The 16449-nt window shown below is 64.1% G+C and carries 17 protein-coding genes and 2 pseudogenes; 14 read left to right on the forward strand and 5 right to left on the reverse strand.

The window, feature by feature from the left end:
* Window positions 1-150 precede the first annotated feature (150 nt).
* Entirely contained in the window at window positions 151-741 is a 591-nt protein-coding gene (locus tag ACLQI9_RS28660; RefSeq protein ID WP_442377990.1) for a hypothetical protein, read from the reverse strand.
* A gap of 610 nt (window positions 742-1351) precedes the next feature.
* Between ACLQI9_RS28660 and ACLQI9_RS28665 the strand changes: the two genes are divergently transcribed.
* From ACLQI9_RS28665 to ACLQI9_RS28680, 4 genes and pseudogenes are all read left to right on the forward strand, one after another.
* Window positions 1352-1642: a hypothetical protein gene (locus tag ACLQI9_RS28665; RefSeq protein ID WP_442377992.1), complete on the forward strand. Its 291-nt coding sequence runs from the start codon at window positions 1352-1354 to the stop codon at window positions 1640-1642.
* 94 nt (window positions 1643-1736) lie between these two features.
* A complete protein-coding gene (locus tag ACLQI9_RS28670) occupies window positions 1737-2069 on the forward strand; it encodes a GlsB/YeaQ/YmgE family stress response membrane protein (RefSeq protein WP_442377994.1) in 333 nt (110 codons plus the stop codon).
* A gap of 438 nt (window positions 2070-2507) precedes the next feature.
* Window positions 2508-3257 carry an aldehyde dehydrogenase family protein gene (locus tag ACLQI9_RS28675; protein WP_442392481.1) on the forward strand — a complete coding sequence of 250 codons (750 nt, stop codon included), beginning with the start codon at window positions 2508-2510 and terminating at the stop codon, window positions 3255-3257.
* Between the two features lie 24 nt (window positions 3258-3281).
* Window positions 3282-4626: pseudogene (locus ACLQI9_RS28680) on the forward strand (cytochrome P450).
* A gap of 138 nt (window positions 4627-4764) precedes the next feature.
* Here ACLQI9_RS28680 and ACLQI9_RS28685 read toward each other — a convergent pair.
* A complete protein-coding gene (locus tag ACLQI9_RS28685) occupies window positions 4765-5367 on the reverse strand; it encodes a hypothetical protein (protein WP_442392482.1) in 603 nt (200 codons plus the stop codon).
* A 267-nt stretch (window positions 5368-5634) separates the two neighbouring features.
* Between ACLQI9_RS28685 and ACLQI9_RS28690 the strand changes: the two genes are divergently transcribed.
* From ACLQI9_RS28690 to ACLQI9_RS28710, 5 genes are all read left to right on the forward strand, one after another.
* Window positions 5635-7044 carry a selenium-binding protein SBP56-related protein gene (locus ACLQI9_RS28690; protein ID WP_442392483.1) on the forward strand — a complete coding sequence of 470 codons (1410 nt, stop codon included), beginning with the start codon at window positions 5635-5637 and terminating at the stop codon, window positions 7042-7044.
* A 50-nt stretch (window positions 7045-7094) separates the two neighbouring features.
* Complete coding sequence (locus ACLQI9_RS28695; RefSeq protein WP_442392484.1) at window positions 7095-7421, forward strand: hypothetical protein; 327 nt, start codon at window positions 7095-7097, stop codon at window positions 7419-7421.
* Between the two features lie 184 nt (window positions 7422-7605).
* The gene (locus ACLQI9_RS28700) at window positions 7606-8823 is read left to right on the forward strand and encodes an NAD(P)/FAD-dependent oxidoreductase (protein ID WP_442392485.1); all 1218 of its coding nucleotides are present in this window, start codon (window positions 7606-7608) and stop codon (window positions 8821-8823) included.
* Window positions 8824-8841: 18 nt separating this feature from the next.
* On the forward strand, window positions 8842-9198 hold the full coding sequence (locus tag ACLQI9_RS28705; protein WP_442378490.1) for a DUF488 domain-containing protein: 357 nt from the start codon (window positions 8842-8844) through the stop codon (window positions 9196-9198).
* Window positions 9199-9219: 21 nt separating this feature from the next.
* Window positions 9220-10146 carry an LLM class F420-dependent oxidoreductase gene (locus ACLQI9_RS28710; protein ID WP_442378491.1) on the forward strand — a complete coding sequence of 309 codons (927 nt, stop codon included), beginning with the start codon at window positions 9220-9222 and terminating at the stop codon, window positions 10144-10146.
* Between the two features lie 9 nt (window positions 10147-10155).
* Here ACLQI9_RS28710 and ACLQI9_RS28715 read toward each other — a convergent pair whose 3' ends face one another.
* On the reverse strand, window positions 10156-10947 hold the full coding sequence (locus ACLQI9_RS28715) for a cutinase family protein (RefSeq protein ID WP_442392486.1): 792 nt from the start codon (window positions 10945-10947) through the stop codon (window positions 10156-10158).
* Between the two features lie 396 nt (window positions 10948-11343).
* Here ACLQI9_RS28715 and ACLQI9_RS28720 point away from each other — a divergent pair, with 396 nt between their 5' ends.
* The 4 genes from ACLQI9_RS28720 to ACLQI9_RS28735 all read left to right on the forward strand — a co-directional run bounded on the left by ACLQI9_RS28720 (window position 11344) and on the right by ACLQI9_RS28735 (window position 13112).
* On the forward strand, window positions 11344-11760 hold the full coding sequence (locus tag ACLQI9_RS28720) for an NADPH-dependent FMN reductase (protein ID WP_442378493.1): 417 nt from the start codon (window positions 11344-11346) through the stop codon (window positions 11758-11760).
* A 7-nt stretch (window positions 11761-11767) separates the two neighbouring features.
* Window positions 11768-12262, forward strand: coding sequence for a MarR family winged helix-turn-helix transcriptional regulator (locus tag ACLQI9_RS28725; RefSeq protein ID WP_442378494.1), 495 nt, complete (start codon window positions 11768-11770; stop codon window positions 12260-12262).
* Window positions 12263-12334: 72 nt separating this feature from the next.
* Window positions 12335-12691: a hypothetical protein gene (locus ACLQI9_RS28730; RefSeq protein WP_442378495.1), complete on the forward strand. Its 357-nt coding sequence runs from the start codon at window positions 12335-12337 to the stop codon at window positions 12689-12691.
* 58 nt (window positions 12692-12749) lie between these two features.
* Window positions 12750-13112 carry a PAS domain-containing protein gene (locus tag ACLQI9_RS28735; protein ID WP_442378496.1) on the forward strand — a complete coding sequence of 121 codons (363 nt, stop codon included), beginning with the start codon at window positions 12750-12752 and terminating at the stop codon, window positions 13110-13112.
* Here the strand turns inward: ACLQI9_RS28735 and ACLQI9_RS28740 are convergent.
* Window positions 13109-13792 carry a TetR family transcriptional regulator gene (locus ACLQI9_RS28740; protein ID WP_442378497.1) on the reverse strand — a complete coding sequence of 228 codons (684 nt, stop codon included), beginning with the start codon at window positions 13790-13792 and terminating at the stop codon, window positions 13109-13111. The two genes, ACLQI9_RS28735 and ACLQI9_RS28740, sit on opposite strands and share 4 nt — an antisense overlap.
* 35 nt (window positions 13793-13827) lie before the next feature.
* Entirely contained in the window at window positions 13828-15669 is a 1842-nt protein-coding gene (locus tag ACLQI9_RS28745) for a putative bifunctional diguanylate cyclase/phosphodiesterase (protein ID WP_442392487.1), read from the reverse strand.
* Window positions 15670-16327: 658 nt separating this feature from the next.
* Between ACLQI9_RS28745 and ACLQI9_RS28750 the strand changes: the two are divergent.
* A pseudogene (locus ACLQI9_RS28750) lies at window positions 16328-16449 on the forward strand (TetR family transcriptional regulator); the annotation flags it as partial.

Consider the following 16449-nt stretch of genomic DNA (forward strand, 5'->3'; position numbering starts at 1 on the left):
CCCCGGCGAAACCCCGCCAGTCCAACGAATGGGCCTGGTTGCGGACCTGCCAGTGGGCATCCTCCCAGCGGTCGGCCAGGCCATCCCAATAGTCGGCGGCGTCGACCAGGTGGTCGGTGGTGTAAACCTCAACCTGGCTGCGCGTAGGGATCATACGGGCCGCCCTGTCTCAAATCCTTTGGGCGGCTGATCAATCGGTACCGGCAGCGTTGGACTATTAATCGGCCCAGCCAACGGTGCAGTGCCAATCGGCCCAGATTGCGGTGCGGTGTCAGTGGGTCCAGGCGTCGGTGCAGCATGTGTGGGGCTGCCGGCGTGACTAAGTGTCCCGGTCAGGTTGTTGACGAGGCTGGTCGAGGTCGACACCCCGGTCGAGGTGAGTTGTCCGAGCATGCTGGTGACGGCGTTGACGCTGCCCATCGAGCCGGAGAACATGCCGATCATGCTCGAGACACTGCTGAGCACGTCTTTGACCGCGTCTACTCCCGCCTTCGTGTCCTGGGTCTGAAACGTGTTGGCGGCACCCTGCGACGCTGCGGCGGTGTCACCAATACGCGCCTGGAACGCTTCCGTGGCGGCGGCCGCCTGGCCATGGATACCGGCCGTCGCGGCCGCGCTGGGCCAGCTCGTCGCGAGACTGACCGGCGGGGCGCCGCCCGCACTCAGATCGGCGCCAATCATCTGCCACCGACTGGCTGCGGCGCGCACCTCATTCGGGTCAACTTGTGCGACCGCTGCCATTATCCTCGCCTTCGATCGCGATAACGTCGCGCTGTTGACGAAGCGTAGCGGTCAGGCCGAACCGCGCAAGTCACCCCAATTCTGTTCCCTCCGAAGCCCCGCCGGGCGGGTGCGGTGACTCATATACCAGGCGAAAGTTCCCACCGGACAAGGTCTATCGCCGCGATGACTGCAGGATCGTCGAGGTTGGGTCTCACATCTCGTAGGGCTTGGCGTTCGTCATCATCCACACCAGTGTTGGACGTGCGGCCTGTCATTACGGTTCCCCGTTGGTGCATGGCCGCTTTGGTCCCTGAAGTGCTGACCGCTTTGCCGTCGGTTTGATCTAGTCAGCGAAGCCCCGTCTCGGCTGCGTAATGGTCCACTATGTCCTCGATCTCGAACTCCACATCCGGGATTGAAGTGGGCGATCTGGTTCCTGTGGTCGCAGGTTCTGCGTGTCTCGGTGAACGTCGAAACAAGACAGGTAATGGACTACTCGCGTCAGTTGCAACTGCTGCGCGGCACTATCGAACGGTAGCGATTGGCCCCGACTCCAAGGGGTCATTCAGATGCACACGGGTTAACAGAGAAGAAATCATGGGCAACATCCCTGAGCGAAGAGGACACCATGGCCACTGACGCGGGCGCAGGGCCGGACGTCACTGCCTTCGAGCGGATCGGGGTCCCCAACGTGCCGTATCCGCCGTATAACCAACTCGATGCGCAGATCGCGGGCCTGCGTGCCCAGCTCATGGTCGCCGAGGAGCAATTGCGGCGGACCGAGGGCATGCTCAGGCGGGCGGACGAGAACCTGGGCCGGCGGCGGTCTGGCGGTGGTGCGGACGATGACGAAGAAGGGCGGCGCCTCAACGGCGAGTTGTCAGTGCGGCTTCGAAGGTGGGACTCGCCCCCACGCTGACCCGCTCGACATGTGTGTTACAAGCCCGTCGGTTCGGGGAACCCGTAGTTCGAAGATGGTGTCCACTCCGGGCGCCGCTACGACAGGAGTTGCAATGATCGGGTCAATATTCCTCGCCATCATCGTGGGCGCGATTATCGGTGTGGTGGCGCGTCTCGTCATGCCGGGTAAGCAAAACATCGGCATGGTCATGACGGTTCTGCTCGGCGCTCTAGGTGGCTTGATCGGCTCAGCGGTGGCTAGCCAGTTCGGATACCACAATGCCAATGGTGGAGTCGCCTGGATTCCGTTTTTCGTCGGAGTCGCCGCTGCCGTCGTGCTCATCGCGATCTACGAATCCGTGAGGGGTCGGCGTACCGGCCTGATGGGTCGGCGTGGCGGCACCGGCATCATGGGTCGGCGTACCCGTACCAGGTTGCCTTGGTAGCTCGCTCGACCGAAAGCCCGCCGTTCTCCAGAGAAGCCGGGCGACGAGCTCGCGCGCATACGTACCGGATCTAGCTGGTCATTTCGGCCCCAGCCCGATTAACTGCGCGGTGCGCTAGGCGCTCACCAGGGTTACGGTCATGCCCGTTAGGGGGTCTTCCCCTCGCGGAACGAATAATTGCAAAGTGCCTGACCTGCGCAGACAAGGGCCGGCCATTCGACGTGCCTCGAATGCGGCAGCGTGACGTACACGCGCCGCCCGCTGTCGGCGACGTTCCGAGTGCCTATCCGGCCAGCTCGTTGCGTTCGTCGAGCAATTCATCGACCTGACGACTAGACGGCTCGACGCCTTGCTCGCGGATTGACCAACGAACGGGGCGAGCAATCGCAGCTCTGAGTCGATCACATCGATGTCCCGCACCCTCAAATACGGGATTTATTGGCAACCACCGGGACGTTGATCGTGCTCGACGACGCCGACCTGGAACTGGCCGTCGACGGAGTGCTGTACGGCTGCCTCGTCTACTCTAGGCAGGTATGCGAATCCGGCGCCCGCGCACTGGTTCCCCGCAGACTGCATGCCGAGTTCGTCGACCGCATAGTGGCGCGAGCGCAGACGATTGTCGTTGGGCCCACCCGGGATTGGGACACTGATATGGGCCCGGTCATCGACGCCGAACAACGCGACCGCATCCTCCGTCACATCGAAGGCGCACGTTCGGAGGGCGCGACCGTGGCGCTCGGCGGCACTGCAGTGAGCGTTGATGAATTCGCGCACGGGTTCTGGGTGGCTCCGACGATCGTCACCGACGTCCGTAGCGACATGTGCATCGCCCGGGAGGAGGTCTTCGGTCCCGTCCTCTCGGTAATCGCCTACGACCATGACGACGAAGCTGTCTCCATAGCCAACGACACCGACTACGGGCTGGCCGCAAGCGTGTGGAGCACCAACAACGCCCGTGCGCCGGCCATCGCAGAGCGCATCCAGGCCGGCAGTGTCTGGATCAACGACGCTCATCAGATCAACTGCCAACTGCCGTTCGGCGGTTACAAGCAGAGCGGGCTGGGCCGTGAATTGGGTCCCGACGCGCTCGATGCCTACACCGAGGTGAAGACCGTCGCGCTGGACCTGCCTGGTGGCCGTGCCACCAAGCCCTACGATCTGCTCCTCAGCCACGCCGACGACTGAGCCCACACACCAAAGGAGATTCTCATGACCACATCATCATTCGACGAGGCAGCGCCGGCCTTCGACGACGACACCGATGTCACACCGACCAACGATGTGGCGGCTACTCGGCCGTACGACGAACTGAACGTGTCCAGTGACGCGTTCTGGGCGCAAGACACCCCCGAGCGGGACCTGATCTTCGCCCAGCTGAGGGAGAAGAGCCCGATCAGCTGGCAGCCGCCGATCGAATCCGCTGTCGTTCCCGACCCAGACGACCCTGGCTTCTGGGCTGTGGTGCGCCACGCTGACATCGTCGAGGTCAGCAAGAACAGCGATGTCTTCGTCTCTCGCTATGGCGTCATGTTCGATCTGCTCCCGCAGGTGTTTCTTGCGATGTCCCAGTCATTCCTGGCCATGGACAACCCCCAACACAACAAGCTGCGTCGACTGGTCGGTGCGGCCTTCACCCCACGCCAGGTCAAGCGGATCGATGACGACATCGCCGCGCGGGCGCGAAGGATCGTCGCGGCTGCTGCCGACAAGGCCGCCGCGGGAGAGCCGGTCGACTTCGTCGCCGACATCGCCAAGCACCTGCCGATCGAGATGTTCGGCGACATGTTCGGTGTCCCTGAGGAGATGCGCCCCGACGCCGCACATGCCGCCGACGAGATCGTGGCATGGGCCGACCCCGTCCTGCTGGCCGGACGCGATGCGGCCGAGGTTCAGGTCGGGGCGACGCTGAAGATCCACGAGATCGCCGAGCAATTGATCACTGCGCGGCGGGAGCAACCAGCCAACGACCTGCTGACCAACCTGGTGCAAGCCGAGGTCGACGGAGAACAACTCAGCGACTTCGAGATCGCCGCCACCATGGTGCTTTTCGCCGTCGCCGCCACCGACACCACACGGCATACCGCGAGTTTCGCGGTCAAGGCGCTCACAGATTTCACCGACCAGCGCGAGTGGCTGTGGGAAGACTTCGAGGGCCGCATCAACTCGGCCGTCGAAGAGTTCCTGCGTTGGGGGTCGGTGGTCGCTGAACTTCCGGCGCACCGCCGTCGCCGAGTACGAACTCAACGGGCAGCGCATTCTGCCCGGCGACAAGGTGGTCATGATGTACGCCTCTGGCAACCACGATGCCGAGGTCTTCGACCGCCCCGACGAGTTCGACTTAGCGCGCCATCCCAACAACCACGTCGCATTCGGTGGCGGCGGCATCCACTACTGCTTGGGTAATCAGCTCGCCAAGTCGATGCTGCGGTCGCTGTTCCACGAGTTACACCGTCAGATGCCCGACTTCGTCGCCGGCGAACCGAAACTCATGAAGACCAACTTCATGCGCGGCGTCCTGAGCCTGCCGTTCGACCCGAACGTGGTGTCCCGTTGAGCAGATACACAGTCGCCGAGGATGGTTTGGCGCCGCGTATTGTCGGAAGAGTCTGATTAGGCGACTCGAAAAATCATTGCGTGATCCGTCCGCAGTAACTTCGACGATGGCCTAGGCCCACCAGCACAGCCAGCCGCCTCACCCCAGCAGCGCACGCACGCGGGCCAGCTCGGGCCAGGTTTGCGCAGATGGAAATCGGCCGAGGGTGTCCATCAGTGCGGCCCGTGCAGGCTCTCCAATCAGTTCGAAATCGTCTGCAGCAGAACGTAATTCGTAGATAAGGGCACCTTGCGTTTGGGCAAGGTCGATGGCCGCCCGAAGATCCGTGTGCCGGGCATCCGGGTCGTCAGATGTATGAGCCCGCAAGCGCAGCAACTCAGCGTCGTAGATGCGCCACCCCGTCTCATCGGCGACCTGTCTCGCGAGCTCAACCCGTTCGCGCGCCGCGTCGTTCATTCCGGCCGCCGTGAGTACCCGCACCAATGCACCTTCGTACCACCCGAGGAACGCCTTGATGCCTGCTGCGCGCCACGCCTCAACAACTGCAGTCATGGTTTGAATATGAGTTTGCAGAGTAGCGGAGTCGCTCTCGCCGGCGGCCACCGATGCGATCGCACGTGCGGCGGCCTCCCCGCTGGCTGCAACCATGACCCATTCATCAAAGCCATACCGATGGCCCCGATCGGCGACCTCAACAAGGAGCTCGATCGCGCGGTCGTGTTGGCCGGCTTCCGTGCGCACCAACGCATCTATATCTCGCCCATAGCAAAGAGTGAACGCGCCATGGGGGAAGCGCAGTTTTTCGCACCGACTTTCCATCTGCGCGAAGGCGGCCTCTGCACCGGCCGGGCCCGCGGAGTGGCCCGGCTTGATCGGGGTCGGCGTGCGCGGCCGGTGCCAGGATCAACGCTGCCGAGACCAGCCGAGACTACGATTACAACGGCAACCGGATGCAGTTGCGTGCGGCTTGTCTTGGAGCATTAGCGGTCCCATTCGGGAGGTCCCCACATGGCTCATCCGCCGATCGATCCGACGTTCTACCGTACCGCCGCGGAGGCGGCGGCCGCTCCCGGCGAGCAGCTCGCGTACGTGGTGGCCTTTGACCGCGCCGCACAGAAGCACGACGCGATGACCGTCATCGATGTGAATCCGGCCTCTGACAGCTATGGGCGGGTGGTCGGCTGGACCGACGTCCCCGGCCGCGGCGACGAGCTTCATCACTTCGGTTGGAATGCCTGCAGCAGCGCCCTGAAGCACGAGGGCCACGACATGCACGGCCTCGAGCGCCGATACCTCCTGGTTCCCGGGCTGCGATCGTCCAACATCCACGTGTTCGATACTCAGCCGGACCCGCGCAACCCGACGCTAATTAAGACGATCGACGGCAAGAGCCTGTCCGAGAACGCAGGCTACTCGCGTCCGCATACCCTTCACTGCGGACCCGACGGGGTCTTCCTTACCTGCCTGGGCGGCCCGGAGGGCAACGATGACGGACCGGGCGGGATCGCGCTGCTCGACCACGAGACATTCGACGTCTCGCGTGCCTGGGAGACCGACCGCGGGCCGCAGCACTTCCACTACGACGCCTGGTGGCACCTCAATCAGAACGTGCTGATCTCGAGCGAGTGGGGCAGCCCCTCGATGATCGAGAACGGCATCGTGCCGGAATTGTTGCTGGGCAAGAAGTACGGCCACGCCGTCCACTTCTGGGATCTTGCCAAGGGTGAGCACATGCGCCGCGTTGACCTGGGCGCTCAGCACCAGATGGCATTGGAGGTGCGCCCGTCCCACGACCCCGAGGCGACCTGGGGCTTCGTCGGTGTGGTGATTTCCACTGAGGACCTGTCCGGCTCGGTCTGGCGCTGGTTCCGCGACGAGCACGAGTGGAAGGTCGAGAAGGTCATCACCATCCCCGCGGAGCCCGCCGACCCAGACCTCCTGCCTCCTGTGCTCAAGCCGTTTGCCGCGGTGCCGCCGCTCATTAGCGACATCGATCTGTCGGTCGATGACCGGTTCTTGTACGTGTCGTGCTGGGGTACCGGCGAGATGAAACAATTCGATGTGTCGGACCCCGCGACCCCGAAACAGGTGGGATCGGTGCGGCTCGGCGGCATCGTCGACCGCGCACCGCATCCAGCGATGCCCGATATGCCGCTGGCAGGCGGGCCGCAGATGGTCGAAGTCAGCCGCGACGGAAAGCGCGTGTACTTCACCAACTCGCTGTACGGGGCATGGGACGACCAGTTCTATCCCGACGGTGTCGGCGCGTGGATGGCCAAGCTCGACGCGGATCCCGACGGCGGGCTGAGCGTCGACGAGAACTTTCTCCCGCACGGCGAGGAGTTCCGAGGCCTGCGGGTGCACCAGATCCGGCTGCAGGGTGGCGACGCTTCGTCGGATTCCTACTGCTATAGCTGATTCCTACCGCACCAACAAATGAGCGACATCGCCGAAGAGGGACTCGACCGTTGGCCCGGGCCGTCGTCAGCGACTTGTTCGACTCCGGTGGGTGCATCTGGAGCGCCCTGGCCACCACCGTTTTAGTGGAAGCTCTGTTGCAACGTGGCGGCGACGCAGATCTCGAGGATGCGCGGGCCGCCATCGACTGCTTGGCGGCGGTGCCGACCGACCCCGGCTTCGTGCTACACGAAATCACGCTGCTGCGGCTGCAAGCCCTGCTGGCGCGCGCTCACGGCGATGACGCGGCTTATGCGCACTTCCGGGACGGCTACGGCGACATGGCGAGAACGCTTGGCTTCGAAGGACATATCGCGTGGGCCGAGGCGATGCCGTGACGCCGGGCATCGAGGGAGGGCCGCCCACTGTGTCTTGAAACAGACCACAACTGCGACTCGCGGAAGTTGGTCTCAAAACCACGTTTATCCGGTGACCGGGCCCCAGGGCGATGAGACGATTCGCCTCGACGAGTGGGGCGTCGGGTCGCCGTATCGCGGGTATCTGGCGGCTAACGTTAGCCCGGTGAGCGACGTCGTTGTGCTCGGCTCGGGGTTCGCTGGTCTGTGGGCCGCCCTTGGTGCGGCCCGCCGAATCGACGAACTCGGCGTCGCGCCCGGCGAGGTGAACATCACGGTAGTCAGCTCGCTGCCATACCATGACATCCGGGTGCGCAATTACGAGGCCGACCTGACGGCGTGCCGCATTCCGTTGCGGGATGTGCTCGACCCGGTCGGAGTCGGGCACATCGCCGCCGATGTAACGGCGATCGACCCGGGTTCTTGCACGGTGGCCACCTCGCTCGGTACCCGCGCCTACGACCGTCTCGTGATGGCGTTGGGCAGCCGAGTGGTCAAACCGGACGTCCCCGGTCTCCGTGAGTTCGGCTTCGACGTCGACACCTACGACGGCGCGCTAAGGCTGCAGCGGCACCTGGTGGAGGTCGCCAGCAGTCTGCACACACTCGCCGCGGCGACCGCGATCGTGGTGGGCGCTGGGCTGACCGGCATTGAGACCGCCTGCGAGCTGCCCGCGCGGCTGGCGACGCTGTTCCCGGACATCACTCCCCGCGTCATACTCGTTGATCACAACCGGCATGTCGGCTCGGACATGGGCGCGTCGGCGCGCCCAGTGATCGAGGCCGCGCTGACGGCGAACGGGGTGCAGACCCGGCTCGGTGTTGGTGTCGCCGCGATCGGTGGAGACGGAGTGACATTGTCGACAGGGGAAAGGCTGGCCGCGTCGACAGTGGTGTGGTGTGCCGGTATGCGCGCCAATCCGCTTACCGCGGATCTGGGCGTCGAGTGTGACGGTCTCGGCCGGGTTGCGGTTGACGAGCACCTGCGCGTGATCAACGTGCAAGGGGCGTTCGCCGCCGGGGATGTTGCGGCCGCGTGGATGGACGATGGGCACCTTTCGGTGATGTCCTGCCAGCACGGCAGGCCGATGGGGCGGTTCGCCGGGTACAACGTCATCAGCGATCTACTTGGTGAGCCGATGTTGTCCCTTCGGATTCCCTGGTATGTCACAGTTTTGGACCTCGGGCCTGCGGGGGCAGTCTATACCGAAGGCTGGGATCGGCAGGTGATCGCCAGCGGGGCCGAAGCCAAAGCCACCAAGCGCACAATCAACGGCAGGCGAATCTATCCCCCCCTCAACGGGAGCCGCGACGAGATCCTCGCCGCCGCCGCACCGACGCTGCAGTCGCGGCCAACCCCCGAACACTCCACTGACCGGCATTGATGTCGCTACCCTGGCCCTGTGAGCGCCAAAAGCCGGATCCGGGTGGCGCGCGTGTACGACGAAGCCAGCCCCGACGACGGCCAGCGGGTTCTGGTGGATCGCATCTGGCCGCGCGGATTCCGCAAGGACGACCCACGGGTGGGCATCTGGTGCAGGGACGTCGCGCCCTCGAAGGAACTGCGTGAGTGGTACCACCACGAGCCGGAACGGTTCGACGAATTCGCGGCGCGCTACGAGGCGGAGCTGGCCGGCAGCCCGGCGCTGGAGGAACTGCGCAAGCTGACCAAGCGTGGCGTCGTGACCCTGGTGACGGCCACCCGCGAAGTGGGCGGCAGTCATGCAGCGGTCCTGGCGAAGCTCCTCAAAAGCCGCTGACCGCCGTGAGACTATCCTGCGATGCGGCTGGGATTGCACGCGCTGGGCATCGGGGCCGGCGCCGACCGGGCGGTGATCGACGCCGTCGCGTCCGCGGCGGACAGCTGCGGCTTCGCCACCCTGTGGGCGGGTGAACACGTTGTCATGGTGGATCAATCCGCGTCGCGCTACCCCTATTCCGACGACGGCGTCATAGCCGTTCCGGCACAGGCGGATTGGCTCGACCCGATGATTGCGCTGAGCTTCGCCGCTGCCGCCTCGTCCCGGATCGGCGTCGCGACAGGCGTGCTACTGCTGCCCGAGCACAGTCCGGTGGTGGTAGCCAAGCAAGCCGCCAGCCTGGATCGGTTGAGCGGCGGGCGGCTGACCCTCGGCGTGGGTGTCGGGTGGTCCAGGGAGGAGTTCGCCGCGCTCGGGGTGCCGTTCGAGCATCGCGCGGCCCGCACCGCCGAATACGTGGCAGCGATGCGCACGTTGTGGCGCGATGACGTCGCCTCGTTCGACGGGAAGTTCGTCGGGTTCGATTCGATCAGGGTCAACCCCAAGCCGGTGCGCGATCGTCGTATCCCGGTTGTGGTCGGAGGCAACAGCGACCCGGCACTGCTGCGCGTAGCGGCATGGGGAGACGGCTGGTACGGGTTCAACCTCGACGGCGTGGCGGCGGTGCGCGAGCGGATCGACAAGCTGGAGCAGGAGTGTGCCGCCTCGGGGCGTGACCGTGCTGAGTTGCGGCTGTCCGTGGCGCTGCGCAATCCCAGCGTCGGTGACGTCGGCGCGCTCGCCGAGTTGGGCGTCGACGAATTGGTCCTTGTGGAGGCGCCACCGGGCCACCCGGAGGCCGCCACCGGGTGGGTTTCGGCGCTGGCCGACCAGTGGATGCCAACGGCCGGCAGTGGTCCTCTGGACTCACTGCCGGCCGTTGGTCGGCCACCACCGCGGGCGTGGTGACGGCGTCGTTCAGTTGCCCAACCCAGGTGCTGGAGCCGGCTGGTCGGCTCCGACCTGACCTGCCGTCTGCTGCACCGCGGCCACCGGGGCAGGAACGCTCAACTGGCGGGCGACGAAATCGGCTGCTTGGTCGGCCATTCCGTTGTTCTTGTATGAGCTGTGCGCGGCTCGGTCAAGGCCACCAGGGAAGCAGACCGGGTCGCCGGTTGCGCACAGTTGGAGGGTTTTGGCCGAGTAGAGCTGGCCGATTGTGATGGGTGGCGCGTTGTGGTCGACCAGGTTCATAAACCAGGTATCCGGTGTCCCGAACAAAACGACTGCCGCGACGTGCGAGGCGATTGCAGGAGACATCGGACCGGTGATACCGGCTGGCAAGGCGAATCCGGCGGGAACGGTGTCGGTGGTGGTGTAGCCAGCTACTGCGGCCCCTTGGGAGTAACCGCCGAGCACGATCTTGGTGGTCGGGCAGCTGGCCGCGATCGTCTCAATCCTGTTGCTCGCGTCGACGATTCCGTCGGCAGCTCGCCCGAAGTCCAATGAGGCCGGGTAGTTCACCCCGTACACGTCGACCGTTTTGCCTGGCAAGCGGGCGTTGAGCGCGTCGAGCAATGCTTGCCCGGTCGCGCCCACACCGGGTGCTTCATTCGTTCCGCGGGCGAACACGACCTCGACGCTGGCACACGAGTCGTCGGCGGCGGCGTTGGCCGAGGGTGCGTCTGCGAACGAGCCGGCGAGGATCGCGATCACGGCCACCGCGGCGAAAATCGTGGACAGCGCCGTTCGGACGGTCAGAGTGCCCATCCTGACTACCAGGCGTGTAACGGTGCTCATGAGCTAGTCCCTCTTTCCTGATCCCTGTCCATCACTTAACTGTTTAAGTAACGGTCCTGCCCCCTACAAGTCGCCGGTTGCATCTGCGATTCCGGGAAACCTAGTGATCTACACCACTTGCGGGTCCGGGGATCGCAGAGGAGGTAAAGCGTCCCGTCGCGCCGAGAGCTAAGTCGTTCGGGCCTGCTTCGGCGACCGAGCCCGCGAAACCCAACCCGAGGCGGCAGCTGGGTTGAGTGTTCCTTCCGTGCCCGGACGTCATTGCTTGACATATCATCTAACTATCTCCTAGGCTCGCATGCGCCGTACTCGGTGTGCATACCGGGAATCGACTGTGCCGCAATCAAAGACGAATACGAGGCAGTTATGACTGATGTGAAAATTGGGATCATCGTCGGCAGCACCCGTCCGGGCCGTCACGCCAGGGCGGTCGCGGATTGGGTGCTCGGGCAGACTTCGGGGCGGCCCGGCGCACGTTACGAGATCATCGATCTCGCCGACCACCCGCTCCCTCACCTCGATGAGCCGATGCCACCGTCATACGGCCAGTACCAGCACGACCACACCAAGGCGTGGGCGGCCACCATCGCTGGTTATGACGGGTTCATCTTTGTCACTCCCGAGTACAACCACTCGACGTCCGGGGTGCTCAAGAACGCCATCGACTACGTCTACGCCGAATGGAACAACAAGGCGGCCGGCTTCGTCGCCTACGCGGCTGGCCGACATGGGATTAAACAATTAAGTGATGCGAGTATTTCCGGTTCAACGATTAAGTTATAGTGGGATTGTGAGCACCACGCGTGAGACTCGGTGGCTGGATTCAGACGAACAACGCACTTGGGCGCAGCTGTCGACGATGATCCTGCGGCTGCAGCCACTGATGAGCGCTGAGTTGGAGCGCGAGTTCGGGATCAGCCACTTCGAGTACCTGATCATGGCGCGGCTGTCTGAGGTGCCAGAGTCCAAGCTGCGGATGAGCGTTCTCGCGACGACCTCAGGCAGCTCGTTGCCACGATTGTCCCAAGCCGTCGCGCGGCTGGAAAAGCGCGGCTGGCTGTCGCGGCAGCCCGACCCCGAGGACGGCCGCTACACGCTGGCGGTGTTGACCGCCGCGGGACGCCGACGACTGCAACAAGTCGTTCCTGCGCACGTCGACACCGTGCGGGAGTTCGTCTTCGATCGATTGACGCGTAACCAGACTCGTCAGCTGGGCGCGATTTGTCAGCGCATTCTCGATGGGCTGCCGCCGGATGACAGCTGGCCGAGCACAGCGTCGTCCTAGGGGATTTCCGGTAGGACTTTGGCGTTTACGTGCCGCGGTCGACCGAGTCGAAAACTGTGACGGCGTGGGCAAATGGTTGTGGGGTCACGCCCATCGGGCCGAAGGGGCGACTTGGCCCGCAGCCATCCTGAACACCTTCGGATGCTCACCTGGGCCAGGCTCGAGGGGCTGACGATCGAACCGCTGGATTTCGACGACCGGGCGCCACCGGCACATGCCCTCGCGACGATCGAAGCTGCCCAAGCAGCGGGCTACGTCGACAAGTCGTGGGCTCCGCTGGACCTACTCGTATTGCTGTTCGGGATCGGCCTGGCTTGGGCGCAATTCCCTGATCCTCAACCCGAGGCCGACGACCCTAAGGTCGTCGCGTCGCGGCGCGCATCTGCCGTCGAAGCGGCCGCCCGCATCATCGCGCCGGCGTCTGCATAGCAGTTTTGGCTGACAGGGGTTGGTCATTGAATTCGGCCGCCAGCCGGGCCAATGAGCGATGACTATCCTCAAGCAGTTGCCCGCGGTGGTTGTGCTGGAGCGGATCCCGGTCCCCGTGCTCGCGATCGCCCAGGACGGCACCGTGCTGTTCGCAAATACGGTTTTTTCAGAGATGGCCGGCCGGGCTCCCGAGGAAGTCTTGTCGCTGAAGTTCGATGAGATCTTCCACCTCGCGCCCAGCACCGAATCGCCCGTCTCGGTCGTCCAGGCATTGGCGAACATGGTCGTCGAGTTGGCCCACCAGGACGGCTCAAGTGTGCGAGCACTGATGAGCAGGTCGGCGCTGATACGTTCCGATGACGACATTGCGCTCGCGACATTCCAGGATTTGACCGAGCAGTTGTGGCTTGACGAACGCTAGCCGCCGGATTTCGGGCTTTCCGGTGGGGAGACGGCCTTGATCGCGAGAGCTGTACGTCGCTTGACGAATTGGGTGAAGTAGTCGCTCCGGTCCGGTTGCACGATGCCGCGCAGAACCGCCGACAGTGCCTTCCCGAAGTCACCCAGCAACCGCACCGGCTCGTCCAGATTGCTGGCCTGCCGCATCCCCACGTAGATCGATACCAAGAGTCGTCCGACGTCTTCCGGATCACCTTGCTCGATGATGTCGCCCTCGACGATGCCTCGCTCGGTGATCTCTCCCAGGAGTTGGATCCAGCCCCCCAACAGCCGCTCTTGCAGCTTCTCGGTCCGACCGACCGATTCGAGCAGATTGAATGACGCTCGAGTGACATCTTGGGTGATGTCTGCAACAGCTATCAGGTAGCAGAAGTCGATAAGCGTTTCCAGCCCGGATAACTTTCGGGCGAGCAGGTTTTGGACCGCCTCGCCGTATGTTTCGGTCTGCACGTCGACGATGGCCAACGCCAGCGCGTGCTTCGACCGGAAATGGAAATACATTGCGCCCTTGGTTAATTGGGCTTGCGCGAGAATGTCGTCGAGGCCGACGGCGTAGTATGGGCGTTGAGCGAACTGGTGTGCGGCGGCTCGCAAGATCTGATCTCGCGTCGTGTCTGATCGCTTGTCGCTCAGGTCGCTCATCGTTGAATCCTGCAGCTATGAGCCATCTTTGCGTGTTAGATCGTGCTTGGGGTCAGGGCCTGGCTGTCAGCCAGGAAGGGCATGGGCATCCAGCGCGAGGACAGCAGCGACTCCATGGCATTGCCGGGCAGAGGGCGCGACAATAAGTAGCCCTGTGCTCGATGGCACCCATGTCGCATCAAAGTCAGTGCGGCGGACGGGGTTTCTACGCCCTCGGCCACCAGCTGCAGGTCGAATGCTTCAGCCAGTCCGATGATCGCCCGGACTATCGCCAGATCGCGGCTACTGGTGCCCAGGTCGCGAACGAATGACATGTCGATTTTGAGGGTGTCGACCGGTAGCGACTTCAGGTGCGACAGAACGGCATAGCCCGTGCCGAAGTCGTCGATGGCAATCTGGACTCCGACCTCTTTCAGTTCCTCGAGCGTTCGGCGGGTGGTTTCGATGTCGCGAACCACTGCGCGCTCGGTGATCTCCAGGCACACCGAGCCGCCATCGATGCCGAACTCATCGATCGTTTCGGCCACGCTGCTGACGAAGCCTCGGGTGACCAGTTGGGCCGGCGACACGTTGAGGCGCAATGTGGTGTTCTGGCCCACGCCGCGTGAACGCCACCGGCTGAAATCCGCACATGCGCTTCGCATCACCCATCGGCCCAATTCCCCGCCAAGGTTGGCCGATTCGGCCACGCCGATGAAGGACTCCGGTAGCAGCAAGCCCCAGGTCGGGTGCCGCCAACGAACGAGCGCCTCGGTCGCCACGATCGCACCGGTCCACAGGTCGACCTCGGGCAGATAATGCAGCGTCAGGGCTTCGCTGTCGATTTCGCCGCTGAGGTGGAGTTCGATGTCGTTGCGGAAGAGACGCTGCAGGGACATGTCATCGCTGGACACGGCAACGTGGTTGCCGCCTGCGCGCTTGGCTGTCAGAACGGCCTCGTCGGCGCGATGAAGCAGGTCGCTGCTGTTGTCGCGTCCGGGCATGCCCACCGCCACGCCGACGCTGACGGTACGGGTGATCATGTGGCCACCCAGCGCCATTCGGTCGCGCAGCGCCACACACAGCTCGTCGGCGGTCTTCTCCGCGGTTTCGATTGACATCGGCCGATCGGGAACGACGACGAATTCGTCTCCGCCCAGCCGAGCCGTCATGCTGCCCGGGCCGGCTTTTATGCCCAGCTGTTCGGCGAATGTCCGGATGAACCAGTCGCCGGCGCTGTGGCCGAGGTAATCGTTGATCGACTTCAGCCGGTCGAGGTCGAGGTACAGCACCGGGACCGGACCGGGCCGCCCCACTGCGAGCCTGTCGGAAAGATGGGCGATCAGCGCGCGGCGGTTGTGCAGACCGGTCAGATCGTCGTGCTCGGCGAGGTCGCGAAGCTTCTCTTCGGCTGTGATCCGTGCCTGAAGTTGTGCAAGCAGCGAGGCGATGGTCTCGATCGTGTTGAGTTCGTCGGGCCGCCACTTTTTGCGGCGAAATTTCATGCAGGTGAGCTGGCCGGTCGTGACTCCCCCCGAGATCAGTGGTGCCGCGGCCGCCGAGGGCGAGGTGATCCTGGAGGCATCGAGGCCCCAGCGGTCGTAAGCGCCGGCAACCCAGCGTGGGTAAGCAGGCTCGGACGGTTCTGGCCGGATCACGACCAAGTTCTTCCCGTGCTCGCACAGCGCCAAGATGGGGTCGGCGCTGCTGAAGTGTGCGACCGTTTGGGGGTCCGGGCCTGCGTCGTCACGTCGCGGTGGCCACGCCGCGACCAACCTGGAAACCCTGATTTTGTGGTCGTTATGGCGCAAAAACGCAGCGTCGATATCGAGATGCTGGACGAGCTCGGCGAGCACCCGCTCGTTCACGTCGCCGACGGTGGAGGCAGTCGTCTCCATCAACCGAGTGGCGACGATGGTGACCAAGTTGCGCGCCAAAGTCTCCTCCGATGTGGTGCGTGGCTCGGGATGCCGCGTCGGTTTTCGGGCCTGGGGTGTTGAGCGTTTGTCTAAGCCGGTATCGATGGTGGGCGCAGCGGTCGAGAAGCGAAAGTATATAGAGAACGAAGCCGCTGCGCCGAGGTTAACGATATGACGGGCTTCTCAACCGGCAATTCACCCTGTGGGCGGTAATTGGGCGACGCTACCCGACCTGGGGTGGCCGGGAATGTGAACAATATCGACGCCAGTCCAATCAGCGGGCCGCTAAGTCGTGCTCGGGTCTTTGGCTCGTCCCGCAGTGCGTGCCGCGAGAACGACCTGACCGGCGGCGCGGTCGCCTCGGGGCGGGCGCACACTCCTCAGGTCGGTGAATCGCGCTGGCCAAGAATAAGTGCGCGTAAATGTGGTTTCGTGTCGTCATAAAAAATTGAATGCGCCGGAATTGTCACCATACAGGGCGCCTTTGTGTATTCGGCATACGCCCGTTTGCGGCCGTCGGCCCGGTACCGAGATCGTCCTTCCGGTCCGCGGCGGCATGGTTGCCGGGGCTCGGTCAGGCGAGCGCCCGCCGTGCGTCGAGCAATTAAATAAACTGCTTGATTTAACCTAGACGCCGGTGTTCACTGAGGCGGTGACCGCAGCCAGAGTCCTGCGCAACGATCGGTCGACGGGTACCCGAGAAGCGATCTTGTCAGCAGCTGAGCGGTTGTTTGCCGAGCGCGGCATGTACGCCGTGTC

Source organism: Mycobacterium sp., assembly GCF_052143115.1.
In the GTDB taxonomy this organism is placed as follows: Bacteria; Actinomycetota; Actinomycetes; order Mycobacteriales; family Mycobacteriaceae; genus Mycobacterium.